The organism is Aquabacterium sp. TM01 (assembly GCF_057808345.1).
This window is the reverse complement of sequence record NZ_AP046529.1, coordinates 352,952-377,080: the sequence shown is the minus strand read 5'-3', so window position 1 is coordinate 377,080 and position 24,129 is coordinate 352,952. Positions and strand designations below refer to the sequence as shown.

Sequence of the window (24,129 nt, the reverse complement as noted above, 5' to 3'; positions counted from 1 at the left end):
GCTGTTGCTCCGATGCGCGAGGGGAATCAGAAGGCGGCCGAGCCGGTGATCGCACGGCCCAGGATCAGGGCGTGGATGTCGTGCGTGCCTTCGTAGGTGTTGACCACCTCGAGGTTGACCAGGTGACGGGCCACACCGAACTCGTCGGAGATGCCGTTGCCGCCCATCATGTCGCGCGCCATGCGGGCGATGTCCAAAGACTTGCCGCAGTTGTTGCGCTTCATGATCGAGGTCACTTCGACCGGGGCCTTGCCAGCGTCCTTGAGGCGACCCAGGGCCAGGCTGCCTTGCAGGCCCAGCGTGATCTCGGTGAGCATGTCGGCCAGCTTCTTCTGGATCAGCTGGTTGGCAGCCAGAGGCTTGCCGAACTGCTTGCGGTCCATCACGTACTGACGGGCACGGGCGTAGCAGTCTTCGGCGGCACCCAGGGCACCCCAGGAGATGCCGAAGCGGGCGCTGTTCAGGCAGGTGAAGGGGCCCTTCAAGCCACGCACCTCGGGGAAGGCGTTTTCTTCGGGGCAGAACACCTCGTCCATCACGATCTCGCCGGTGATGGAGGCACGCAGGCCGACCTTGCCGTGGATGGCGGGGGCGCTCAGACCCTTCCAGCCCTTTTCCAGCACGAAGCCACGAATGGCGTCCTTGCCGTTCTCGTTGCACTGCGCCCAGACCACGAACACGTCGGCGATCGGCGAGTTGGAGATCCACATCTTGGAGCCGCTGATCTTGTAGCCGCCGTCCACCTTGGTGGCGCGGGTGATCATGCTGCCAGGGTCGGAGCCGTGGTTGGGTTCGGTCAGGCCAAAGCAGCCGATGTACTCACCGGTACACAGCTTGGGCAAGTACTTGCGCTTGGTCGCTTCGGTACCGAATTCGTTGATGGGCACCATGACCAGCGAGTGCTGCACGCTCATCATCGAGCGGTAGCCCGAGTCCACGCGCTCGACTTCGCGGGCCACCAGGCCGTAGCTCACGTAGTTCAGGCCCGAACCACCGTACTCGGTGGGGATGGTCACGCCCAGCAGGCCCAGCTCGCCCATCTCGCGGAAGATCGACGGGTCGGTCTTTTCATTGCGGAAGGCTTCCAGCACGCGCGGAGCCAGCTTGTCCTGGCAATAGGCGCGCGCGGCGTCGCGCACGGCGCGTTCGTCGTCGGTCAGTTGCTGTTCCAGCAGCAGGGCGTCATCCCATTGGAAGGAGGCTTTGGTAGAAGTAGACATGGTGGGATCCTTGAAAGTTCAGCGGTGCTGGAACACGGGTTTGCGTTTGGCCAGGAAGGCGTGCATGCCTTCGCGGGCGTCGTCGGTGGCAAAGCGCGCGTAGATCTCGCGGCGCTCGAAGCCGATGCCTTCGGCCAGGGAGCTTTCCCAGGCGCGGTTGACACAGGCCTTGATGCTCATCAGAGCCGGCAGGGAGTAGCTGGCCACGGTGGTGGCCAAGGCGAAGGCCTCGTCCATCAGCTTGTCGCTGGCGACCACGCGCGAGACCAAGCCAAAGCGGTCGGCCTCTTGTGCGTCGATCAGGCGTGCCGTCAGGCACATGTCCATGGCCTTGGCCTTGCCAATGGCGCGCGGCAGACGCTGGGTCCCACCGGCGCCCGGCAGCATGGCCAGCTTGATTTCGGGCAGGCCAAAGCGGGCCGACTCGGCCGCGATGACGATGTCGCAGGCCAGCGCCAGTTCACAGCCACCGCCCAGCGCGAAGCCGGCCACCGCAGCGATCACGGGCTTGCGCACCTGGCGAATGGTTTCCCAGTTGCGGGTCACGAACTGGTCGCGCACCACGTCCTGGTAGGTCCAGTCGGCCATGGCCGCGATGTCGGCCCCGGCGGCGAAGGCCTTGTCGTTGCCGGTGATCACGATGGAGCCGATGTTGTCATCGCGGTCGAAGGCCAGCAGTGCCTCGCCCAGAGCGCTCATCAGCGCATCATTGAGCGCATTCATCTGCGCCGGACGGTTCAGGGTGATGATCCCGACGCGCCCTTGCGTCGAGGTCAGGATGGGTTGTTCAACGTCACTCATGCGGGTCTCACTGCTGTGCTTGCTGGGTCATCTCGGCCAGCATCTCGCGCAGCTTGAATTTCTGGATCTTTCCGGAAGCCGTGGACGGCATGGACTCCTGCACCAGCAGCTTCTCGGGGATGTACTGCATCGCGATCTTCTGGTCCTTCATATAGGCGACCATGTCTTCGAAGCTCAGCGACTGACCCGGCTTGGTCACCACCACGGCGCAGGCGCGCTCGCCCATGCGCTCATCGGGGTAGGGCACGATGGCGGCCAGGGCCACGGCGGGATGGCGGTACAGCAGGTTCTCGATCTCGACGACGGGGATGTTCTCGCCGCCGCGGATGATCACGTCCTTGCTGCGACCGGTGATGCGGATGTAGCCGTGCTCGTCCAGGCGGGCCAGGTCACCGGTGTCGAACCAGCCCTGCTCGTCGGTGCCGTTCAGGTGCGGACGCTTGAGGTAGCCGCCAAAGTTCGAGCACGAACGCACCAGCAGCTTGCCGGCGGTGCCGTGCGGCACATCGTGGCCGTCGAGGTCCACCACCTTGACTTCCACGCCAGGCAACGGGCAGCCATCGGTGTTGAAGGCGCGCTCATCGGGGTCGTCCAGGCGGGTCGTGGTCACGGCGCCGTTTTCCGACATGCCCCAGGCCGAGACGATCTTGACGCCCAGCACAGCACGGGCCTGCTCCACCAGGGCGGTGGGGATGGGGGCGCCGGCGCACAGGAAGATCTTCAGCGAGGGCACGCTGGTGTGGGCCGCCTGCACCGTGTTGGTCAGGTCGGTCAGGAAGGGCGTGGAGGCCATGGTGAAGACCACCTGCTCGGCATTGATCAGCTCGATGCCCTTCTTGGCGTCCCACACGTCCTGCAGCACCACGTGCGACTTCAGGATGACGGGCATGATCAGGCCGTACATGAAGCCGGTCTGGTGCGCCATCGGCGAGGCCATCAGGATGGTGTCATCGGCACCGAGCTTGAGGCGCTTGGCGTACGGCACGATGTTGGCAAACACCGTGTTGGCCGAGTGCATCACGCCCTTGGGCTCGCCGGTGGTGCCCGAGGTGTAGATCAACTGGGTGATGTCGTCCGGGCCCGGGCGGTGACGCGTCAGGATGTCCTGGGCATCGGCTTGCTTTTCCCACTCAGGGATCGTCAGCAGCGCTTCGAAGCTGTTGGCAGCCGGTTGGCCGTTGGCGTCCACCGCACCCACCGCCACCACGTGTTGCAGGTGTGGCAGGCTGGGCTTGATGCCATTGACCATGGTTTCAAAGTCAAACCCGCGGAAGGTCTTGGGGACGATGACGATCTTGGCCTCGCCGTGCTTGAGCATGAAAGTCAGCTCGCGCTCACGGAAGATGTGCATCATGGGATTGAGCACAGCGCCGATGCGCGAACAGGCCAGATAGGTCAGCGTGAACTGCCACCAATTGGGCAGCTGCAAGGCGACGATGTCGTTCTTGCCCACGCCCAGGCGGGTGAGGCCCACGGCGATGCGGTCAACCAGGCGCGCCATCTCGGCGTAGGTGAAGCGGGTGACCTCACCGGTCTCCACGCGCACCGCCGTCAACGCCAGCTTGTCCGGGCAGGCAGCCACGGCCGCATCCAGCTCGTCGTTGATGGTGCGGTCCAGCCAGTAACCTTGGGTCACGGCGGCGGCGCGGCGCGGCGCCAGCAAAACTGCATCGAATTCCATGGGGTGTCTCCTCAATCTCTTTTCTCAAGGCGGCTGATGGACTGTCAGTCCGGCCGCCATCCGATTTACGCCGGCACGTTCTTGCGACCGGCGCGCACGCGGGCCACGATGGTCTTCATGATCTGTGCGGTACCGTCACCGATCTGGAAGCCCAGCACGTCGCGCAGGCGCTGCTCCATCAGGCCGCGGTCGTAGCCGCCGTGGCCGAAGCACAGCAGGCACTGGTGGATCACGTCGTAGGCCAGCTTGGGGCCCCACCACTTGGCCATGCCGGCTTCAGCGGTGTGAGGCAGACCCTTGTCCTTGAGCCACAGGCCTTGCAGGCACAGCAGGCGGGCACCTTCGACTTCGGTGTCGAACTGGGCCAGCGGGTGGGTCACACCCTGGTAGTTCGACAGCGTCTTGCCGAAGGCTTCGCGCTGGGTGATGTACTCCCAGGTTTCTTCCAGCGCCACGCGGGCCACGGACAGGCACTGCAGACCGATCAGCGAACGCGAGAAGTCGAAGCCGTGCATGACCTGCACGAAACCCTTGTTCTCTTCGCCCAGGCGGTGGCTGACGGGCACGCGCACGTTCTCGAAGAAGATCGAGCCCCGGCCGATGGCGCGCTGGCCATGACAGTCAAAGCGGTTGGTGGTGATGCCGGGGGTGTCCATCGGCACCATCACAGCGGTCACGCCATGGGCGCCGTCTTCCACCTTGCCGGTGCGACCGAACACGACCGCGATGTCGGCCTGGTCGGCGGCAGAGATGGAGGTCTTCTCGCCGTTGATGACGTAGAAGTCGCCGTCACGCTCGATGCGCAGGCGCAGGTTGGCCGCGTCCGAACCGCCACGGGGTTCGGTCAGGGCGATACAACAGATGGCTTCGCCGGCAGTGAGCTTCTTCAGCCAGGGGCCGACGATCTCGGGGTTGCCGTACTTGGACAGGATCTGGCCGTTCAGCGAAGCCAGCAGGTTCAGGTAGGAGAAGCTGAGGTCGGCACGGGCGATCTCTTCGTGGATCACGCCCGCAGCCAGACACCCCATGCCCAGCCCGCCGAATTCTTCGGGCAGTTCAGGGCAGATGAACCCGAGGCTGCCCATTTCACGCAGCAGGTCGCGATTGAGGTCGCGGGTCTTGTCGCGCTCCAGGAAGCCTGGCGCCACACGCTCGGTCGCAAAACGGCGGGCCGTCTCGGCCAGCGCCTGCAGGTCTTCGTCGATATAGGGATTCGGGTTCATGTCTCAGTCTCCAGATACGTGCTTGTCGTGCGTCCGCTTACTTGGCGTACTTGCGGAACTCAGGCTTGCGCTTTTCCTTGAGCGCATTGACGCCTTCACGCGACTCTTCGGTGTCGTAGTACAGCTTCAAGGCGTACATGCCCATGCCGGCGATGCCGCTCTGGTGCGCGGTGTCAGCGTTGAAGGAACGCTTGGCGATGGCGATGGCCGTCGGGCTGCGCTCACCGATCTCTTCGCCCCATTTCTGCACTTCTTCGTCCAGCTGCTCGTGCGGCACGCAGACGTTGGCCAGGCCCATGGCCACGGCTTCAGCGCCGGAGTAACGCTTGTTCAGGTACCAGATTTCACGGGCCTTCTTTTCGCCGACCACGCGGGCCAGGAAAGCGGTGCCGTATCCAGGATCGACCGAACCCATCTTGGGACCGACCTGGCCGAAGATGGCCTTCTCGGACGCGATGGTCAGGTCACAGATGGTGCACAGCACGTTGCCGCCGCCGATGGCGAAGCCTTGCACGCGGGCGATCACGGGCTTGGGCACGTCACGGATGGCGGTGTGCAGCTCTTCCATCGGCAGACCGATGGTGCCGCGGCCGTCGTAGTTGCCGTTGTGGGCAGACTGGTCGCCGCCGGTGCAGAAAGCACGGTCGCCAGCACCAGCCAGCACGATGGCGCCGACGTTGCGGTCGTAGCCCGCCTTGTTCAGGGCCTTGATGATCTCGTCGCAGGTCTGGCCACGGAACGAGTTCATCTTGTCAGGACGGTTGATGGTGATCCATGCAACGGTGTTACGCACCTCGTACAGGATGTCTTCGAATTCAACGGACATGGTGTTCTCTCTTGGAATAGGGTTGTAGATGGGACCGAACGGCTTAGCCGTGCATGGTCAGTCCGCCGGAGACGGAGATCACCTGACCGGTGATGAAGGAGGCGTCGTCGCTGCCGAAGAAGGCAATGGCGCTGGCCAGGTCATCAGGCTGACCCAGGCGACCCAGGGGGATGGCGCTCTTGAAGGCTTCGATCAGCTTGGCCGGGTCACGGGCACCTTCGGCCACGCCCGCCAGCAAGGCGGTGTCGGTCGGGCCGGGGCACACGACGTTGACGGTGATGCTTTGGCGAGCGTGTTCACGCGCCAGGGTCTTGGACAGGGCCACCAGACCGCCCTTGCAAGCAGAGTAAACGGCCTCGCCGGACGAACCACCACGGGCCGCGTCAGAAGCGATGTTCACGATGCGGCCATACTTGCGCTCGGCCATGCCGGGCAGCACGGCGTGCAACATGTGCAGGGCGCCCGTCAGGTTGATGGCGATCAGCTTGTCCCACTCGGCGGGCACGGTCTTGGTGAAGGGCTTGAAGACGTCCCAGCCGGCGTTGTTGACCAGCACGGCGATGGGGCCCAGGGCGGCTTCGGCAGCAGCGACCGCTGCGTCCACTTCGGCGCGGTCGGTGATGTTGCACTTGAAAGCCTGTGCCACGCCGCCAGCGGCCTTGATCTCGTCGACCACCTTCTGGGCGGCTTCGACGTTCATGTCGAACACGGCCACCTTGGCGCCGTCCGCTGCAAAACGCTTGGACGTTGCGCCGCCGATGCCGCCGCCGCCGCCGGTCACGATCACGGTCTTGCCTTCAAAGTTTGCCATGTGAGTCTCCATCCAGAGTGAGGGTTGATATGCTGCGCAGGTGCAGTCAATGTTCTGCGGCATATATGTCAATGTGTTGACTAATATTAGTCTTGCGCCTATCTTTCTGCAAGCATCTAATTGAACGGAACATCTATGGTTTTCCCTAATGAACTCGGCGACATGGGTCGGATGGAGCAGGCCAACCGCCTCTTCTTTCGCCTGTACCAATGCGCAAACATGTTGCATAAAACGGGCACCAAGGCCGTGGAAAGCGAAGGCCTGACCACCCAGCAGTGGGCCGTGTTGGGCGCGCTGTCACGCCCGGACACGCAAAACGGCATCAGCATGGGCGACCTCGCCCGCTTCCTGATGGTCAGTCGCCAGAACCTGTCGGGCCTCATCAGCCGCATGGAGCGTGACGGTCATGTGCGCAGCGACCCCGATGGCCGCGATCGGCGCTCTCGCCTGGTCACCATGACCGATTCAGGACGTCAGGTCTGGCTGGAGCAGGCCGCCCCCAAGATCCGCCTCTTCTATGAGCAGGCGCTGGGCGGTTTCTCGAACAGCGACCTCACGCACACCGTGCACTACCTGCTCAAACTGCTGGACAACATGAAACAGATCGATGCCGAGCAAGGTCACGCTTCGGTGGACGAAGGTGACACGCCGATGGACACGGAACATCACGTGTGACGACCGGCGGCATCGCGCGTAAACCCGAGCGAACGCCCCCCCGCAAACCTGGGGTGGTGGCGCGCAAGATGTTCCCTTTCCGTGCGGAAGTTCCGCGCTGACCCCAGCATAACGATGCCCGTTAGACCCGTAAAGTGAAGTCACGCCACCAAGGTCTTTGTTGGGTGGCGAAGTCCACTCACAACAACCTTTCACGGAATCTTCATGCGTACACTGAACCAACAAGAAATCGCCGCTGTCAACGGTGGCCTGTCCTTCGGTCAAGTCATCGACGCCATCAATGGCAAGCCTGCCACCGGCCTGTTCGTGTCGTCCACCGACAAGACGATCACCGCCGTGATCGCCGCCCTGTCGCCTTACATCAAGCCCCTGATCGAAAACACCATCAACAAGCTGATCGCTTCGATCGGCACCAAGAAGGCCGCCTGAGCCAGCTTCTCCTGATGTGGCAGGCCCGAGCGGCCTGCGCGTCTGCGGGCCGCACTTGCGGCCTTTTGTCATTTGGCGTGGGAACATGGGCAGCATGCCGCCTTTGCAGTTGTGGGTGCACCGAATGCGGGTGCTGCGTCCTTTGTGGATGGGATGGATGAGCCTGACCTGCGGGAGCATCGCGCTCGCCCAGTCCGACCCTGCTGTCACGCTCCAGTGGTCCTTCTCACTCAGTCCAGCGCGTGCATCGGCCCCGCCCTCCCACACCGAGCGTGCCACCGCAGACACATCGGCCCTGCTGACCCTGTCCGCCACCCCCTGGCCCGATCTGCTCCAGGCCGCCCAGCAGCATGCCGGCGCCAACCGGGTGGCCGATGCCAATGTGCAGGCCGCGCAAGCGCAGGCACAGCAGGCCTGGGCCACGGCCTGGATGCCGCGCGTGGAACTCAGCGCCAGCGGCACCACCCAGCAGCAAACCTACAACGGCCTCGACAGCCGCACCCCCGCCTCGGCCATCACCCTGAGCTCCACCTTGCCGCTGTGGCGGGCCGCCGAGCGCGCCAGCGCCCAGGCCCAGGAGGCCGTTACCGAACAATCGCGCTGGCAAGCCCGCGCTCAGCGCACCACGGTGGCCCGCGAACTGAGCCTGGCCTACCTGGCCGCCGCCGAAGCCGCTGAACAGCGCCGCCTGGCCGAGGCGCAGCTCGCCCTGCTGCAGTCTCAGCTGCACATCAACGACCGGCGCCTGCAAGCCGGCCTGGGCACGGTGCTCGAACAGCTGGAAACCCGCACCCGCATCGACCAGCTGCGCGCCAGCATCCGCGAACTCAGCATGCGCGCGGCCACCCAGCGCCTCACGGTGACCCGCCTGAGCGGCCAGACCGATGTGCGCACCGCCGCCGGCCTGAGCCCCCACGCCGCGCCCCTGCCCACCGACCTGCCCCCGCTGCACGAGGCCCTGGGCCAGGCCGTGCAGACCAACCCGCAATGGCTCGACGCGCAAGCCGGCCTCACCGCCGCGCGCGCCACCGAGTCGGCGCGTCAGGCCGAGGCCTGGCAGCCCAGCATCGACGCCGTGGCCTCGGCCAGCCGCACCCGCCAAACCCAGCGCTTCGAGGGCGTCACCGAGCGCCAGAACGTGAACACCCAGGCCGTCGGCGTGCAGCTCAACTGGCCCCTGTTCAGTGGCGGCTACCAGCAAGGGCGTGTGCAGGAGGCCACCGCCTTGCTGACGCGCGCGCAGGCCCAGCTCGACCAGATCGAAGCCGAGGTCCACACCAGCCTGCGCGATGCCTACCAGCGCCTGACCCAGGCGCAATCGGTCATCGCCGCGCAACAGGACGTGGAGGCCACCGCCACCGCGACGCACGCCGCCGTCCACAAGGCCTTCGTGGCGGGCCTGCGCACCAACCTCGACCTGCTCAACGCCCAGCAACAGATCTACAGCGCACGCCAGAGCCTCGTGACGGCCCGCATCACCGCCCTGAGCGCCCACATCGACATCCTGGCCTTGCTCGACCGGCTCGACCCCACGCACGTGGCCCCGCTGAGCGCCCAACTCGACCTCCAGGCCCTGACGGAGTCCCAACCATGAGCTCACCCGCTCACGACCTTTTTCGCCAGGAAGCCCTGGCCGCCCGCGCCGACAACAGCGCCGGCCCCGCACTGCGCATCCGCCCCGTGGGGGCCACCCGCCTGACCGCCTTCTTCGCGGCCACGGCGCTGGGGGTGATCCTGCTGCTGATCTTTGGCTCGTACACCAAGAAGGAGCGCGTGCAAGGCGCCATCCAGGCCCGCGATGGCGTGGCCCAGATCGTGCCTATGGAAGCCGGTCTGATCCAGCGCGTGCAGGTCCAGGACGGCCAGCGCGTCAAAGCCGGGCAGGCCCTGATCGCCCTGACCCACGACCGCCAAACCGAAGCCGGCAGCACCCACGCCCTGCTGAGCACCAATTTGCAAGGCCAGCGCCAGCAGGTGCAAGCGCAAACCGATGCGCAGCAGCTCGCCAAGCAGGCCACCTTGGCCGCCCTGCAGCAGCGCATCGCCCAAGGCCAGCGCAACGCCGAGTCGGTGAGCCAGGAGCTCGCCCTGCAAAGCCAGCAAGTGGCCTCGTCGCGCAAGTTGCTGGAGCAGCTCAAACCCCTGCTGGCCGAGCGCATCGTCTCCGAGTTGCAGTACGAGCAGCAGCACCAGACCCTGCTGGACCAGAGTGCCCGCCTGCAAAGCCTGGAACGCCAGCGCAGCACCGCCCTGGCCGACGTGGCCCTGGCGCGCGAGGAGCAGGCGCGGGTGAGCGCCGAACACGCGGTCACCCAAGCCACCCTGGACCGGGACCTGCTGACCCTGCGACAGGAAGAAGTGCAGCGCCTGAGCAGCCGCCAGACCGTGCTCACCGCCCCCTTCGACGGCACGGTGACAAGCCTGGTGGTGACGCCCGGCCAAAGCGTGCCCGCCGGCGCCAGCCTGGCCGCCATCGTGCCCGACCACTCCCCGATGACCGCGGTGCTGTACGTGCCCAGCACGGCCATCGGCTTCGTGCAGGCCGGCCAGCGCGTGCGCGTCAGCTACGACGCCTTCCCCTACCAACGCTTTGGCCAGTACCACGGCGTGGTGCACAGCGTCTCGCAAACCGACGTGCCGATGGCCGCCAACCCGGACAAGCAAGACCGCCGCGCCTACTTCCTGGTGCGCGTCACCCTGGACTCGTCCAGCGTGAAGGCCTACGACGCCCAGATCCCGCTGCGCCCCGGCCTCACCCTGACGGCCGACATCGAGATCGACCGCCGCAGCCTGATCCGCTGGATGCTCGACCCGCTGTTTGCCTTCACCGGCAAGCTGTGAGCGCGGTCCCTGACGTGCCCCTTCATCCGAGACCCGCATGAACCTGCTTTCCCTGTGGCCCCGCCGTCGGGTGCCGATGATCCTGCAATCCGAAGCGGCGGAATGCGGCCTGGCCTGCCTGGCCATGGTCGCCAGTGCCCACGGCCACGACACCGACCTGCTGACCCTGCGTCGCCGCTTCGAGATGTCCTCGCGCGGCGCCACGCTGGGCCGCCTGATGCAGATCGCCGACCAGATGGGCCTGGCCAACCGCGCCCTGCGCCTGGAGCTCGAAGAGCTGCCGCAACTGCAGGTGCCCTGCATCCTGCACTGGGACCTGAACCACTTCGTGGTGCTGGTGCGCGCCGATGCCAAGCGCATCACCGTGCTCGACCCGGCGGTGGGCGAGCGCACCCTCACCCTCAAGGAGGCCAGCCCCCACTTCACCGGCGTGGCGCTGGAGCTGGCCCCCACCCAGGGCTTCGAGAAAAAGACCGAGAAGACCCCGTTCGATCTGCGCGTGCTGTTTGCCGGCCAGCAAGGCCTGTGGCGCGCCTTCGGGCAGATGGCGGTGCTGTCCCTCGTGCTGGAGACCTTCAGCATCCTCATGCCCATGCTCAGCCAGTGGGTCATCGACGACGTGGTCGTGACCCGCGACACGCCACTGCTTTCCGTGCTGTGCATCGCCATGTTCCTGCTGGCCTTCATGGCCCTGTGCACGCGCCTGCTGCGTGGCTGGATCGTGCTGGGCGCCAGCCTGTCGTGGAAGATCTCGTCGAGCACCAACGTCTTTCGCTACCTGCTCAAGCTGCCGCTGTCCTACTTCGACAAGCGCCACACGGGTGACGTGATGTCGCGCTTCGCCTCGGTGGGCCACATCCAGGACACCATCACCACCAACCTGATCGAGACCGTGCTTGACGGGGTGGTCAGCCTGATCACCCTGGGGCTGATGTTCATGTACAGCCCCATGCTGGCGGGCATCGTGCTGGCGGTGGCCGTGCTGCAGGCGCTGGTGCGCTTTGCGGTGTTCCAGCCTTATCGGCAAGCGGCCGAAGAGCTGATCGTGCGCGACGCCACCATCCAGACCTTCTTGCTGGAGAGCCTGCGCGGCATCTCGGCCATCAAGTTCTTTGCCCGCCCCAACTGGCGCGTGGGCGGCTGGATGAACCAGCAGGCCTCGATGGTCAACGCCCAGGTCAAGCAAGAGCGCATCGGCATCCTCTACCAGTTCATCAACGGCACCATCAGCGCGGTCGAAGGCGGCCTGGTGCTGTACCTGGCCGGCACCCTCATCATCGAAGAAAAGTTCACCATCGGCATGCTGGTGGCCTTCCTCGCCTACAAGGGGCAGTTCCTGCAACGTGCCAGTGAACTGCTGGAGCGCGTCATCAACCTGCGCCTGCTCAAGCTGCAAGGCGAGCGCCTGGCCGACATCGTGCTGACCGAACCCGAAGCGTCGTCGCCGGCCCACGCCGCCGCCTCGCTGCCCACCGATGCACCGATGACGCTGGAGATGCGCCAGGTCACCTTCCGCTACGCCGCCGGGGAAGAGCCCGTGCTGCACAACCTCGACCTCACGCTGCGCACCGGCCAGGCCGTCGCCATCGTCGGGCCCTCGGGCTGCGGCAAATCGACGCTGCTCAAGGTTCTGTCGGGCCAGGTCGTGCCGGAGTCGGGCGAGGTGCTGCTCAACGGCGTGCCCATCCAGCGCCTGGGCTCGGAAGCCTTCCGCTCGGTGCTGGGCACGGTGTTCCAGGACGACCAGCTGTTCTCGTGCTCGATCTACGACAACATCGCCATGAACGACCACGAGGCCAGCCACGAGAAGGTGGCCGCCGCGGCCAAGCTGGCCTGCCTGCACGACGACATCGAACGCATGCCCATGGGCTACCAGACCCTGGTGGGCGGCATGGGCGCCACCCTGTCAGGCGGGCAAAAGCAGCGCCTGCTGCTGGCACGGGCGCTCTACAAACAGCCCCGCTTCCTGCTGCTCGACGAGTACACCAGCCATCTCGACTTCGACACCGAAGCCAAAGTGCAGCAGGCCATCAACGCCCTGGGCTGCGGTCGCTTCATCATCACGCACCGCGAACACAGCCTGAGCGAGGGCGACGAAATCTGGCGCCTGCAGGCCGGTCAGCTGGTGCGTGCCGGCTGAGGCCACGCGCCCCGATCGGCGCGCCGCTCGCCCGGCACCCCCAGGCTCACACGCTCAACGGCGCGGCCCGGGCAAACCGCGCTCCAGCCGGTCTTCCAGCTCGCCCAGGCTGGCCGCCAGCGAATTGCCGGTCTGCTCGGTGAAGGTCTGCGATGCCTGCTCCAGCTCCGCGATACGGGCCAGCAGCGCCTGATGCGCCTCGTCCTGACGCATCGCCTGGCGCGTCAGCTCCGTCGAGATGAACGCCTGCAAGGCGGTGAAACGCGAGGCCTCGGCCTTGTCGGCCAGCTCGCGGTTGGCCTGCAGCTCCTTGCTGTGACGGCGGGTGTCCAGCAACACCGCGCCCTGCAGGTACACCGCGTGTACCAGGAAGATCACGGTGAGCAGCACCAGCAGGCTCAGCAGCGTCAGCCCCAGCGGCAGCGACACGCTGGCAAAGCCCAGGGACAGCTCGGTCGGGCTGACAAAGGCCTCCCAGTTCAAGACGGTGACCGCCGCCAGCATGGCCGCGAGCAACAAGAGCATCAGGTACAAGGTTCGCATGGCGGTCTCCCACATTTTCAATTCGTCAAACGGGGCACGCCCCTGCCGCACCTTACACCGAGCTGAGGCCCCTTGGCCCCCTTCATCGCGCTGCCGTACACCGCATCGGGCCGTCTGACAAGACTCGACGCCGACGCCGCACAGGCTCACAATGACTGCGTCAGCAGATTGAACCGGAGTCGCACGATGCCCATGCCCCGCTTGCCCACCGAAGACTTCGCCGAGGCCGACGCCCTCGATGTCAACGATCCCCGCATCGTGCTGCGCCCCGATGGCTATCACTGGCTGAGCGAGGGCGGCCGCATCGAGAACGGTCCCTTCGAGAGCGCCCGTGCCGCCTGGGCCGACATGCACGCCGCCGACGAAGACGCCCCCATCCCGGAAGGGGATCTCCAGGAGGTCTCGGCCGAGATCGGCATCGCCGACTGGGTCGACCCCGACACGGGCGACCCGGCCGAAGGCACGATTCCGCACCTGAGCGACGAGTGAGGCCACACGGACAGGCATCTCCGCGCCCCACCCCAGAGCCAATTCCCAGCGCCATCTGTGGGCAAGCCCGCTCGGTCACAATGCCCCAACCCTTTGTGACCCCTCTGCCCACGGAGCCCCCTGATGAAGCTGTTCATGAAACCCGGCGCCTGCTCGCTGGCCTCGCACATCGTCCTCGAAGAAATCGGCCGCCCCTACGACACCGAAACCGTTGACCTGGCCAAGAAGGTCACCGCCAGTGGCGCCGACTTCTGGGCCATCAACCCCAAGGGCTACGTGCCCGCGCTGCTGCTGGACGACGGCGACCTGCTCACCGAAGGCCCGGCCATCCTGCAGTACCTGGCCGACCAGGCCCCCGAGCTGCAGCTGGCGCCCGCCAACGGCAGCAAGGCCCGCTACCAGCTGCAAAGCTGGCTGGCCTTCATCGGCACCGAAGTCCACAAGAACTTCAGCCCCTTCTTCAACCCGGCCGCCCCGACCGAGATGAAAGACCTGGCCCGCGCCAACCTGCAGCGCCGCCTGAGCTATGTCAACGACCAGCTCGCCGGTCGGGACTTCCTGATGGGCAGCGCCTTCAGCGTGGCCGACGCCTACCTGTTCACCGTGGTCGGCTGGGCCAAGTTCATCCAGCTCGACCTGAGCGCCTGGCCCAACCTGACCGCTTTCCAGGCCCGCGTCGCAGCCCGTCCGGCCGTGCTGCGCGCCCTGCAGGCCGAAGGCCTGGCCTGATCCTGCTCACGCGGTCGGCGCCACGCCCTTCGGGCCGGCCTGACCGCGTCCCAGCACCTGGCTGGACGTCACGCCCATCGACACATAGATGCTGGTGAGTCCATCCATGCCCACGTCGGCAGGCGTGACCCAATCTTCGCGCACATACAGCAGGCCACCGCCCACCGGCACCGGCGCCGTGGGCACCAGCACCGCCAGGTAACGCTGCCCGTCGATCTCGACCGGCTCCGGCGCGGACAGGAGGGCCAGCACCTTCACCCCACCGCCCTCACCAAAACGACACCAGACCGGGCTCATGGTCTTGAGGCCATCGCCCTCGCCCTCGCCCTGGCTGAGCATGTCCACAAAGCGACGGATCAGGTCGTAGACATTGCGCACCAGCGGGATACGGCGCACCACCGCGTTGACCAGGCGCGCCAGACCGCGCTGCAACTCGGCCTCCACCAGCAGCCCGAGTGCGAACACCCCCAGCACGATGATGAAGGCACCCAGCACATAGCCCAGCATCACCGAGCCCGACAGCCCGATGCCCAGGCTCACGAACACCTTGCCCACCAGGCTGCTCGGCCCCAGCCAGGCATACAGCAGCCGCCCCAGCCAGATGAACACGGCGGCGGTCACAAACAGAGGCAAGGCGGCCAGCAACCCGGTCACGAAGGTGCGAATGATGTGGCGTGAAGTAGAAAGACGCGGCATAGGACAGGCTCGACATGAGCGCCCTGATTATGGGGGAGTCACACCCATCGGGCCTCACCGTACGGCACACTCACGCTGAATCCAAATTGGCCCCGCCGGCGGTCTTAGTAGCATGAAAAAAACACACAGGGATACCCGCCGTCAGGTCGGGCGTGCGTCAGCATGGCTGTTTGCATTGATGTGCGGCCTTGTCTCGCCTACAGCGGTGCTGTCAGCCGAGAATACAACCAAGGTGACGACCCAGCCTACGTCCTCCAGCACCGATTGCAATTGCGTGCTTCCATACCGAGTCTATGACCGGGCACCGACACCGGAGCAGCGGGCCCTCTTCGAGGCGGCACAGCGCGCCGACGTCGCAACCTTCATGCAACTGCTTCCTCGAGCCAGTCAGTTGGATAGCGTGGCAGTCCAGAATCAACCCATTCTCACGGCAATCATCCGCCCTGACCCCACGCTGAAAGCCAAGAATACCAATCGACTTTGGCAACAGACCGAAGAGCGCCAACGCATCTTCACCGCCCACAGACAGACGGTGCCCGCCCGCTTGAGCATGCTCAAAGCAGCTCTGAAGCAAGGTGCTCGCCCGAACGACATCACTTACCAATCACAACAACCGGCCTTGCACCTGGCCATTGTGTATGGATCTCCCGCCATGGTCGAGATGCTGCTGAAAAACAAGGCTGATCCCCGACAAGCCGAAAGACGTTTCAACCGCACGCCCCTAGACTTTCTGCTCGACCATGAATTTTTCATGCGCATGGATGGTCTGCCGGAGGTATTGACCCGTGATGAGCGCACCCAGATCGTCGCGCAGTTGCGGAGCGCGGGCAGCCCTGAGCCCCACATCCGCAACTGGACCGACGTCATCGCCCTGACATCGGGGGATGTCTGGCTCAAGCACCTGTTGGCGCAGCACAAGCCATCGGTCAACGATCTGATGAACGTTGAAAACGGTGTGCTGCCCACCGCAACCGCAGCGTACCTGGGTGACACGAAAGCGCTGCGCACGCTGATGGCGCATCTGCCACGCTACGCCCCTCAATCACACCCGCCGTTCGACGTGCGCCTCGACGCCGCCATGGCCGCGATTCTTGGTGATCACCCGGATCTGGCGCGCAGTCTGCTGCAGCCGAACATGAACTGGTTGCAAAGAGGCTTGCGTGGAGGCAACCGATTGGGAGCGTACGGCATGGTCGAGTATGAGAGTCAAGATCAGACCACCGTGTTGGCCATCGCAGCGCAGCGTGGCGACGTACCTCTCGCCCGCCAACTGCTGGACTGGGGCGCGCCCATCGGCGAGGGCCTCCTCGTCGCTACGAAGCGTCGTGATCAGGCCATGATCCGCTTGCTGATGACCCATGGAGGCGAGCCCACCACTACCATCCTCAACGGCCTAGGTGATGGTGACAGCCCCTTGGGGCTGGCTCTCAAAGAAGCCGCCGAGCTCCTGCCCTTGCTGCTCGCCAATCCCTCTGAAGCGACGCGCAAGGCCCTACGCATCGAGGCTCATGACCTGTTGGACAACGCCTTCAAGACACCCCTGGGAGCCACTGAGAGCCGTCGCCCTCTCATCGACGCCTTGCTGAACGCCGGGGTCCAAGGCGCCACGCTGTCACCTCACTACATGCAGGCTGCCATCGCAAGCGGTGACATCGAGGCACTGCAAGCTTTACATACAGGCGGCGCCCCCTGGCCACAAGATGCCATCGCCGAAGCAATGGCGACCGGCCGGCTCGACCTCGTCGAGCGCGTGGCCGAGTTGAGCGGCCAATCCCCCGCACAAAGTTGCCCGACCACCTTCGAGCAGCTCAATCGCCTGATCCGCGAGAGCCCCGAATTCGCAGACCGCTTGTTCGCCCTTGGCCTGTCCACACGAGCTTGCGCCAAGGCGGGCCCGCTCAGTCACCGCTTGCTGCTCGCCTGGTCGGCGACCGACAGCCGTCCCCTCATGGGCACACGCCACCAGCGCGCACAAGCACTGCTGGCGCGCCTATGGCAGGTGGATCCAGCCCAACGCACGCTGCCACCGACATTGTGGCAAGCGCTGATCTCACGCCACCGCCCGGATACCCTGTCACTGGCCCTGTCGGGCCAGCCGCCCCAAGTAGCTGATCTGGGCACGCTGGCCCAGCACGCCATCGCCGAACGCAACCCAGAAGCCCTGAGGCAGTTGCGGCCCCACGGCTTGACAGCCCAGACCCGCCTGCCCGATGGGCAAACCCTGGCCTGGCACCTCGACTGCGCGCGTTCCGCTCGCTGGCGCGAACTGTCAGGCTTTGCCGATCTGCCCGCAACCCGATGCCCCGCCCAACATCCACGCAAGCTCACAGCGGCCGAGAATGCCCTCGCCAAGCGGGTGTCCGGTCGTTACAGCCTGGCAGGCGTGCGTGAGATGGCCTCTGATCTGACGCTGAAGGCCAACGGACGGTACGGACGCGCCACGAACTATGGTCCCATCGACGAGTTCATCGAGGGTGACTGGCACGTGGACGGCGAAGACATCGTGCTGAAGAGCCAAGACACCTTACCCGCGCCCCTCATTCGCGTTCTCAAGGCTACCTATGCGCCAGAAGTCGCAGGTGTACAAATACGCGCCTTCAAGGATGGCCGCATCCTCCGGGGGCCGGCTGTCTTGATCGCGGGGCGCCAAGCCAACCTCTTCGGCGCGCTCAGCCCCAAAGACGAGCAAGGTTGGAGCACCTTTGCGAACACGTCTGTCCCGATCGGTCAACTGGAAGGCGTGGCCGTGGGCGTGGCCCATCAACATGGCCTGCGTTGGACACTGCTACCGCTTACCCCTGACGCACAAGGGCACTTGCCCAACAAGATTGTGATTGAACTCGACACCGCGGTTCTGAACGGAACCGTCCCCGACTTGCGTCTGAGACTGGAGGACGATGCCCTGGTGGATTCCGCTGGCCGCCCCCGCGGCCGCTACGAGCGCTATGAATAAGCCAAGGCGGTGCGGCCCCGGCTTCCTATAATCCTCAGATTGTCCCGACCCCAGCCGTCCCATGAGCGCACCCACCGACAACCAGACCTACGACCCGCGTGCCGTCGAAGCCCGTGCCCAACAGCACTGGGAAGCGAACGACGCCTACCGCGTCACCGAAAACCCGGACAAGAAGTCGTTCTACGCCTGCTCCATGCTGCCCTACCCCTCGGGCAAGCTGCACATGGGCCACGTGCGCAACTACACGATCAACGACATGTTGACCCGTTACCTGCGCATGAACGGCTACAACGTGCTGATGCCCATGGGCTGGGACGCCTTCGGCCTGCCCGCCGAAAACGCCGCCCTGAAGAACAAGGTGCCGCCCGCCGCCTGGACCTACGACAACATCGCTTACATGAAAAAGCAGATGAAGGCGATGGGCCTGGCGATCGACTGGTCGCGCGAAATCGCCACCTGCCAGCCCGAGTACTACAAGTGGAACCAGTGGCTGTTCATCAAGATGCTGGAAGCCGGCATCTGTGAGCGCCGCACCCAGACCGTCAACTGGGACCCGGTCGACCAGACCGTGCTGGCCAACGAGCAGGTGATCGACGGCCGCGGCTGGCGCTCGGGCGCGCTGGTCGAAAAGCGCGAGATCCCCGGTTACTACCTGAACATCACGAACTACGCCGACGAACTGCTGGGCGCCGTCGCCAACCCCGAAGACAAGAACTACCTGTCCGGCTGGCCCGAGCGCGTGCGCCTGATGCAGGAAAACTGGATCGGCAAGTCCGAGGGCGTGCGCTTTGCGTTCAGCCACGGCATCAAGGCGGCAGACGGCAGCCTGATCAACAACGGTCAGCTGTGGGTCTTCACCACCCGCGCCGACACCATCATGGGCGTGACCTTCTGCGCCGTGGCACCGGAGCACCCGCTGGCCGCCCACGCCGCCGCGCTCAAGCCCGAACTGCAGGCCTTCATTGCCGAATGCCAAAGCGGTGGCACCACCGAAGCCGAACTCGCCACGCAAGAAAAGAAGGGCCAGCCCACCGGCCTGTTCGTCACCCACCCGCTCACCGGTGCGCAGGTCGAGGTCTGGATCGGCAACTACGTGCTGATGTCCTATGGCGACGGCGCCGTGATGGGCGTGCCCGCCCACGACGAGCGCGACTTCGCCTTCGCCCAGAAGTACGGCATCGAGATCAAACAGGTGATCCAAGCCGAAGGCAAGACCTTCAGCCTGGACGCCTGGGCCGACTGGTACGGCGACAAGCAGCAAGGCGTGTGCGTGAACTCCGGCGTGCTCGACGGCCTGGCTCACAAGGACGCCGTCGCCAAGGTCGCCGAGCTGCTGATCGCCCAGGGCGTGGGTGAGAAGAAGACCACCTGGCGCCTGCGCGACTGGGGCATCAGCCGCCAGCGCTACTGGGGCACACCCATCCCCATCATCCACTGCGCCGACTGCGGCCCTGTGCCCGTGCCCGAGAAGGACCTGCCCGTGGTCCTGCCCGAAGACGTGGTGCCCGACGGCAGCGGCAACCCGCTCAAGTCGCGCCCCGACTTCCTGAATGTGGGCTGCCCGAAGTGCGGCAAACCCGCCCAGCGCGAAACCGACACGATGGACACCTTCGTGGACTCGAGCTGGTACTTCCTGCGCTACACCTGCGCCGACAACCACGGCGCCATGGTGGACGGCCGCACCGACTACTGGATGCCGATGGACCAGTACATCGGTGGCATCGAGCACGCCATCCTGCACCTGCTGTACGCGCGCTTTTGGACCAAGGTCATGCGCGACCTGGGCCTGGTCAAGGCCGACGAGCCCTTCAAGAAGCTGCTCACCCAGGGCATGGTGCTCAACCACATCTACTCGCGCCGCACCGCCAAGGGCGGCAAGGACTACTTCTGGCCGCACGACGTCGAGCATGTGCTCGATGAGACCGGCAAGGTCATCGGCGCGCGCCTCATCCATGAAGCCGACAGCGCCGACGGCAAGCTGCCCGTGGGCACCGCCATCGACTACGAAGGCGTGGGCACCATGTCCAAGTCGAAGAACAACGGCATCGACCCGCAAGAGCTGATCGAGAAGTACGGCGCCGACACCGCCCGCCTGTACACCATGTTCACCGCACCGCCCGAGCTGACGCTGGAGTGGAACGACGCCGCCGTGGAAGGCAGCTTCCGCTTCCTGCGCCGCGTCTGGAACTTCGGCATGAAGCTGAGCGCCCTGCCCAAGGCCGACACCACCGCGCTCACGCAAGGCGCCGCCTCGCTGGCCGACGTGGCCTTCGGCAAGGACGCCAAGGCGCTGCGCCTGGAAGTGCACACCGTGCTCAAGCAGGTGGACTACGACTACCAGCGCATGCAGTACAACACCGTGGTCTCGGGCGCGATGAAGCTGCTCAACGCGCTCGAAGGCTTCAAGGGCACCGACAGCGCCGACGGCCAGATTGCCCTGATCGAAGGCTTCGGCATCCTGCTGCGCACGCTCTACCCCGCCACGCCGCACCTGGCCCACACGTTGTGGGCCGAGCTGGGCTACGTCAGCCAGCTGGGCGACCTGCTCGACGCGGCCTGGCCGAAGGTGGACGACAGTGCCCTGGTGCAGGACGAGATCGAGCTGATGCTGCAGGTCAACGGCAAGCTGCGTGGCTCGATCAAGGTCAGCCCCAGCGCCGACAAGGCCGCCATCGAGGCCACCGCCCTGGCCCATGCGGAGTTCATCAAGTTCTCCGAAGGCAAGGCGCCCAAGAAGGTCGTGGTCGTGCCCGGCCGCCTCGTCAACGTGGTGGTGTGAGCATGCAGCGCCGCCACCTCCTCACCGGCCTGAGCGCCACGCTGGCCCTGGCCACGCTCGGAGGCTGCGGCTTCCAGCTGCGCCGAGGCCCCAAGCTCATGGCTTTCCGCACCATCCAGCTCACCGGCTTTGCCAGCACCTCCCCGCTGGCCACCGAGCTGGCCCGGGCGCTGGAGGCCAGCGGCGTCGACGTGGTCGACTCCACCTTGCAGGCCACCCAGGCGGCCGGCACCAGCCAGGTGCCCACCAGCCACCTCGTGTTTGAGGCCCTGCGCGACAGCCGAGACCTCGTCGTCGTGACCAAGACCGCCTACGGCCAGGTGCGCAACATGAGCGTGCGCACCGGCGTGAGCTTTCGCATCCTGCGCGGGGATGGCTCCGAGCTGCTCGGCCCCACCCCGGTCGACCTGGCGCGCGACCTGAGCTACAACGAGCGCGACGCGCTGGCCAAGCAAGACGAGGCCGCCGCCCTGCAACGGGGCATGCAGACCGACATCGTCAACCAGGTGCTGCGCCGCCTCGCGGCCATCCGCCCCGAGCAGCTCAGCAGCGCCCCGCAAGCCACCACCGCGGCTTCGGCGCCGGTGCCCGCCGGCCACGCCGCGTCCCAGCCGGTGCGCTGAGCGCCGGCCCGCCCCATGCAACTGCGCCTCGACCAGCTCTCGGCCCACCTGAGCAAGGGGGCCAGTGCGCTCAAGCCCATCTACACCCTCTACGGCGACGAACCGCTGCTGGCGCAGGAAGCGGGCGACGCCCTGCGCGCTGCCGCCCGGGCCGCCGGCTTCACCGAGCGCCAGGTGCACACCGTCAGCGGCGCGCACTTCGACTGGTCGGGCCTGCTGGGTGCGGCCAGCGAGATGTCCCTGTTCGGCGACAAGCAGATCATCGAGATCCGCATCCCCTCGGGCAAACCGGGCAAAGAGGGCTCGCAGGCCCTGCAGCAGTACTGCGAAGCCGCCCAGGGCAACGACGGTCTGCTCACCCTCGTCACCCTGCCCCGTCTGGACAAGACCCAGCTCAACAGCGCCTGGTTCACCGCACTCGATGGTGCGGGGCTGACGCTGCGCTGCGACCCGATCGAGCGCGCCCAGCTGCCGCTGTGGATCGCCCAGCGCCTGTCGGCCCAGGGCCAGCAGGTCGAACCCGGCGAAGCCGGCCAGCGCACCCTGGCCTTCTTTGCCGACCGGGTCGAAGGCAACCTGCTCGCCGCCCACCAGGAAATCGTCAAGCTCGGCCTGCTGCACCCCCCCGGCACGCTCACCATTGAGCAGATCGAAGAGGCCGTGGTCGATGTGGCCCGCTTCAATGTCTTCAAGCTCAGCGAGGCCGTGCTGTCCGGCCAGATCGAGCGCACCCTGCGCATGATCGACGGCCTGCAGGCCGAAGGCGAGGCCGCCGTGCTGGTGCACTGGGCCCTGGCCGAAGACATCCTCGCGCTCTACCGCGCCCGCACCGCGCTGGACGGCGGCAAGCCCCTGCCCATGGTGCTGCGCGAGCAGCGCGTCTGGGGCCCGCGCGAGCGCCTGTTCGAGCGCATCCTGCCCCAGACCCGCGCGGCCGCCCTGGCGCGCTTGGTGGCCCACGCGAGCACGGTCGACGGCATCGTCAAAGGCCTGCGCCACCCCCAGTGGCCGGAAGACGGCTGGGAAGCCCTGCGCCGCCTGGCGCTGGAGCTGGCCCAGACCGCCCAAGGTCAGGCTGCGGGCCGAGCGCCAACGCCCGCCCGCCGCTGAGCCTCACAGGCCACTGCCCGGGCCAACCGTCCGGCCTCGCATCGCCCACCCGTCCCCCGCAGATCGGGGGCCGCCTCACTGGTAAGCCCCCAGCCAGCAGCGCGCATCGCCCTCCTACAGTCGGCACACCGTCCCTCGCGAAGCCTGCTGTCCCGTGCGCTCCCCCGACCTGATCCCTCTGAACCGATCCGAGCACCTGTACTGGGCCGGTGAGGGCCACCTCGGCCCCATCAACCAGCCCTATGTGCTGCGCCTGAGCGGCCCCGTCGACGAAGCCCAGGTGCGCCAGACCTTGCGCGAACTCACCACCGCCTTTCCCCGGCTGCGCAGCGTGATCGAGCCCGGCCCCTGGCGGGACCGCATGCGCATCCTGCCCGACGACCGCGTGGTGGACCAGCTGTTCGACGACGCCTACCGCGTCGAACCCGGCGTGAACCTCGACGACCGCGATGCGCTGCAGGCCTGGCACAGCGCCCGCCTGAACGAGCCCCTGTCGCTGGAGCGCGGCCTGCCCTGGCGCGCCCGCTTCCTGCCCCACCCCAGCCAACCCGGCCTGCTTTTCGTGGTGCACCACATCGTGGGCGACGGCCGCTCCATGGTCCAGCTGCTGTGCGCCATCCTGGGCCGCCTCAACGGCCAGGCCATCGCCGCCAGCCCATTGGACTCGCCCTCCATGCACGCCGCCGTCACGCCCGCGCACCTGTGGCAATGGCCCGCTGCCATCAGGCGGGGCTGGCGCCAAAGCCGGGCCGATGCCCGCGCGGCCCGGGGCCAGCAGGTCATCACCCTGGCTGCGCACCGCAGCCCGCGCTTCACCACCTCGGCCATCCGTTACCACGAGCTGCCCTGCCCGGCCGACGCCATGAAGCAGTTCGCCCGCGCCCACAACAGCACACAGAACACGCTGATGACGGCGCTGGTCGCCAACACCTTCCTGGCGCCACACACGGGCAACGCCCAGGCCGTGGCCGCCTTGCGCATCTCGGTCGACCTGCGCCGCTACTACCCCGAGGGCCAAGCCCCCACCTTTGGCAACTACGTCTCGTCCTTCACGGTGAGGGCGCACCACCAGCCCACCCTGGCCGCCCAGATCGCCGACATCGAACGCCAGATCCAGCAGCACCTCGCCCGCTACGAGCGGCGCGACCACGCCCTGCCCCTGACGCTCTACGAATGGTTGCCCTTCATCGGGCGCACACGCTACCGCCAGCTGATTGCGGCCAGCAAGGCGCGCGGCACCCTGCCGGCGCTCAGCTGCCACCTCAGCAACCTGGGCAGCGCCGAATTCATCAACCCGAAAGACGCCGGCGTGCGCTTGCAAGCGCTGTGGCCGGCCACCGTCAGCACCGCGCTGCTGCTGGGCGTGCTCAGCCTCAACGGCCGGCAGTTCCTCACCATCATCCGCCAGTGCGACGAGGTGGACGACGACGCCGTGGTGGACTTTCTCACCCGGCTCGACCAGCAGTTCGCCAGCGTGCAGGCATCAAACGCACCCGCTTGAACTTCCGCGTGACGACAACGCCCACGCCCTCTCGGCCCCCCCGGCTTTGCGCGCCCGCC

General features: G+C 66.3%; 20 protein-coding genes. 12 read left to right on the top strand and 8 right to left on the bottom strand.

Annotated elements, in window-relative coordinates:
- Positions 1-26 precede the first annotated feature (26 nt).
- From AC3WW4_RS01900 to badH, 6 genes are all read right to left on the bottom strand, one after another.
- A complete protein-coding gene (locus AC3WW4_RS01900; RefSeq protein ID WP_488826701.1) occupies positions 27-1,220 on the bottom strand; it encodes an acyl-CoA dehydrogenase in 1,194 nt (397 codons plus the stop codon).
- 18 nt (positions 1,221-1,238) lie between these two features.
- Positions 1,239-2,021 (bottom strand): enoyl-CoA hydratase, encoded by a 783-nt coding sequence (locus AC3WW4_RS01895; RefSeq protein WP_488826700.1) that lies wholly within the window; start codon positions 2,019-2,021, stop codon positions 1,239-1,241.
- A 7-nt stretch (positions 2,022-2,028) separates the two neighbouring features.
- A complete protein-coding gene (gene aliA, locus AC3WW4_RS01890; RefSeq protein WP_488826699.1) occupies positions 2,029-3,702 on the bottom strand; it encodes a cyclohexanecarboxylate-CoA ligase in 1,674 nt (557 codons plus the stop codon).
- A gap of 65 nt (positions 3,703-3,767) precedes the next feature.
- The gene (gene aliB, locus AC3WW4_RS01885; protein WP_488826698.1) at positions 3,768-4,925 is read right to left on the bottom strand and encodes a cyclohexanecarboxyl-CoA dehydrogenase; all 1,158 of its coding nucleotides are present in this window, start codon (positions 4,923-4,925) and stop codon (positions 3,768-3,770) included.
- Between the two features lie 37 nt (positions 4,926-4,962).
- On the bottom strand, positions 4,963-5,751 hold the full coding sequence (badI, locus tag AC3WW4_RS01880; protein WP_488826697.1) for a 2-ketocyclohexanecarboxyl-CoA hydrolase: 789 nt from the start codon (positions 5,749-5,751) through the stop codon (positions 4,963-4,965).
- A 43-nt stretch (positions 5,752-5,794) separates the two neighbouring features.
- Positions 5,795-6,562, bottom strand: a complete 768-nt coding sequence (badH, locus tag AC3WW4_RS01875) for a 2-hydroxycyclohexanecarboxyl-CoA dehydrogenase (protein ID WP_488826696.1) — start codon at positions 6,560-6,562, stop codon at positions 5,795-5,797.
- Positions 6,563-6,697: 135 nt separating this feature from the next.
- Here badH and AC3WW4_RS01870 point away from each other — a divergent pair, with 135 nt between their 5' ends.
- The 5 genes from AC3WW4_RS01870 to AC3WW4_RS01850 all read left to right on the top strand — a co-directional run bounded on the left by AC3WW4_RS01870 (position 6,698) and on the right by AC3WW4_RS01850 (position 12,647).
- Positions 6,698-7,237, top strand: coding sequence for a MarR family winged helix-turn-helix transcriptional regulator (locus tag AC3WW4_RS01870; RefSeq protein ID WP_488826695.1), 540 nt, complete (start codon positions 6,698-6,700; stop codon positions 7,235-7,237).
- Between the two features lie 204 nt (positions 7,238-7,441).
- Complete coding sequence (locus tag AC3WW4_RS01865) at positions 7,442-7,666, top strand: hypothetical protein (protein WP_488826694.1); 225 nt, start codon at positions 7,442-7,444, stop codon at positions 7,664-7,666.
- A gap of 157 nt (positions 7,667-7,823) precedes the next feature.
- Positions 7,824-9,260 carry a TolC family protein gene (locus AC3WW4_RS01860; protein ID WP_488826693.1) on the top strand — a complete coding sequence of 479 codons (1,437 nt, stop codon included), beginning with the start codon at positions 7,824-7,826 and terminating at the stop codon, positions 9,258-9,260.
- Positions 9,257-10,507: an HlyD family secretion protein gene (locus AC3WW4_RS01855; RefSeq protein WP_488826691.1), complete on the top strand. Its 1,251-nt coding sequence runs from the start codon at positions 9,257-9,259 to the stop codon at positions 10,505-10,507. Before AC3WW4_RS01860 ends, AC3WW4_RS01855 begins: the two co-directional genes overlap by 4 nt.
- A 37-nt stretch (positions 10,508-10,544) precedes the next feature.
- Complete coding sequence (locus tag AC3WW4_RS01850; protein WP_488826690.1) at positions 10,545-12,647, top strand: peptidase domain-containing ABC transporter; 2,103 nt, start codon at positions 10,545-10,547, stop codon at positions 12,645-12,647.
- Positions 12,648-12,701: 54 nt separating this feature from the next.
- Here the strand turns inward: AC3WW4_RS01850 and AC3WW4_RS01845 are convergent, their stop codons facing one another.
- Positions 12,702-13,190 (bottom strand): LapA family protein, encoded by a 489-nt coding sequence (locus tag AC3WW4_RS01845; protein ID WP_488826689.1) that lies wholly within the window; start codon positions 13,188-13,190, stop codon positions 12,702-12,704.
- A gap of 186 nt (positions 13,191-13,376) precedes the next feature.
- Here AC3WW4_RS01845 and AC3WW4_RS01840 point away from each other — a divergent pair, with 186 nt between their 5' ends.
- Together AC3WW4_RS01840 and gstA are read left to right on the top strand one after the other, a co-directional pair.
- On the top strand, positions 13,377-13,679 hold the full coding sequence (locus AC3WW4_RS01840) for a hypothetical protein (protein WP_488826688.1): 303 nt from the start codon (positions 13,377-13,379) through the stop codon (positions 13,677-13,679).
- Between the two features lie 123 nt (positions 13,680-13,802).
- Complete coding sequence (gene gstA / locus AC3WW4_RS01835) at positions 13,803-14,408, top strand: glutathione transferase GstA (RefSeq protein ID WP_488826687.1); 606 nt, start codon at positions 13,803-13,805, stop codon at positions 14,406-14,408.
- Between the two features lie 6 nt (positions 14,409-14,414).
- Here gstA and AC3WW4_RS01830 read toward each other — a convergent pair whose 3' ends face one another.
- Positions 14,415-15,104 (bottom strand): DUF502 domain-containing protein, encoded by a 690-nt coding sequence (locus tag AC3WW4_RS01830; RefSeq protein WP_488826686.1) that lies wholly within the window; start codon positions 15,102-15,104, stop codon positions 14,415-14,417.
- Between the two features lie 400 nt (positions 15,105-15,504).
- On the opposite strand from AC3WW4_RS01830, the gene AC3WW4_RS01825 reads away from it, so the two are divergent.
- The 5 genes from AC3WW4_RS01825 (at position 15,505) to AC3WW4_RS01805 (ending at position 24,070) form a co-directional block, all read left to right on the top strand.
- Positions 15,505-18,057 (top strand): ankyrin repeat domain-containing protein, encoded by a 2,553-nt coding sequence (locus tag AC3WW4_RS01825; protein WP_488826685.1) that lies wholly within the window; start codon positions 15,505-15,507, stop codon positions 18,055-18,057.
- Between the two features lie 61 nt (positions 18,058-18,118).
- Positions 18,119-20,836 carry a leucine--tRNA ligase gene (leuS, locus tag AC3WW4_RS01820; RefSeq protein WP_488826684.1) on the top strand — a complete coding sequence of 906 codons (2,718 nt, stop codon included), beginning with the start codon at positions 18,119-18,121 and terminating at the stop codon, positions 20,834-20,836.
- A gap of 2 nt (positions 20,837-20,838) precedes the next feature.
- Positions 20,839-21,459: an LPS-assembly lipoprotein LptE gene (locus AC3WW4_RS01815; RefSeq protein WP_488826683.1), complete on the top strand. Its 621-nt coding sequence runs from the start codon at positions 20,839-20,841 to the stop codon at positions 21,457-21,459.
- Positions 21,460-21,474: 15 nt separating this feature from the next.
- Positions 21,475-22,569, top strand: a complete 1,095-nt coding sequence (gene holA / locus AC3WW4_RS01810) for a DNA polymerase III subunit delta (RefSeq protein ID WP_488826682.1) — start codon at positions 21,475-21,477, stop codon at positions 22,567-22,569.
- 154 nt (positions 22,570-22,723) lie between these two features.
- On the top strand, positions 22,724-24,070 hold the full coding sequence (locus AC3WW4_RS01805; protein WP_488826681.1) for a condensation domain-containing protein: 1,347 nt from the start codon (positions 22,724-22,726) through the stop codon (positions 24,068-24,070).
- Positions 24,071-24,129: the final 59 nt, after the last annotated feature.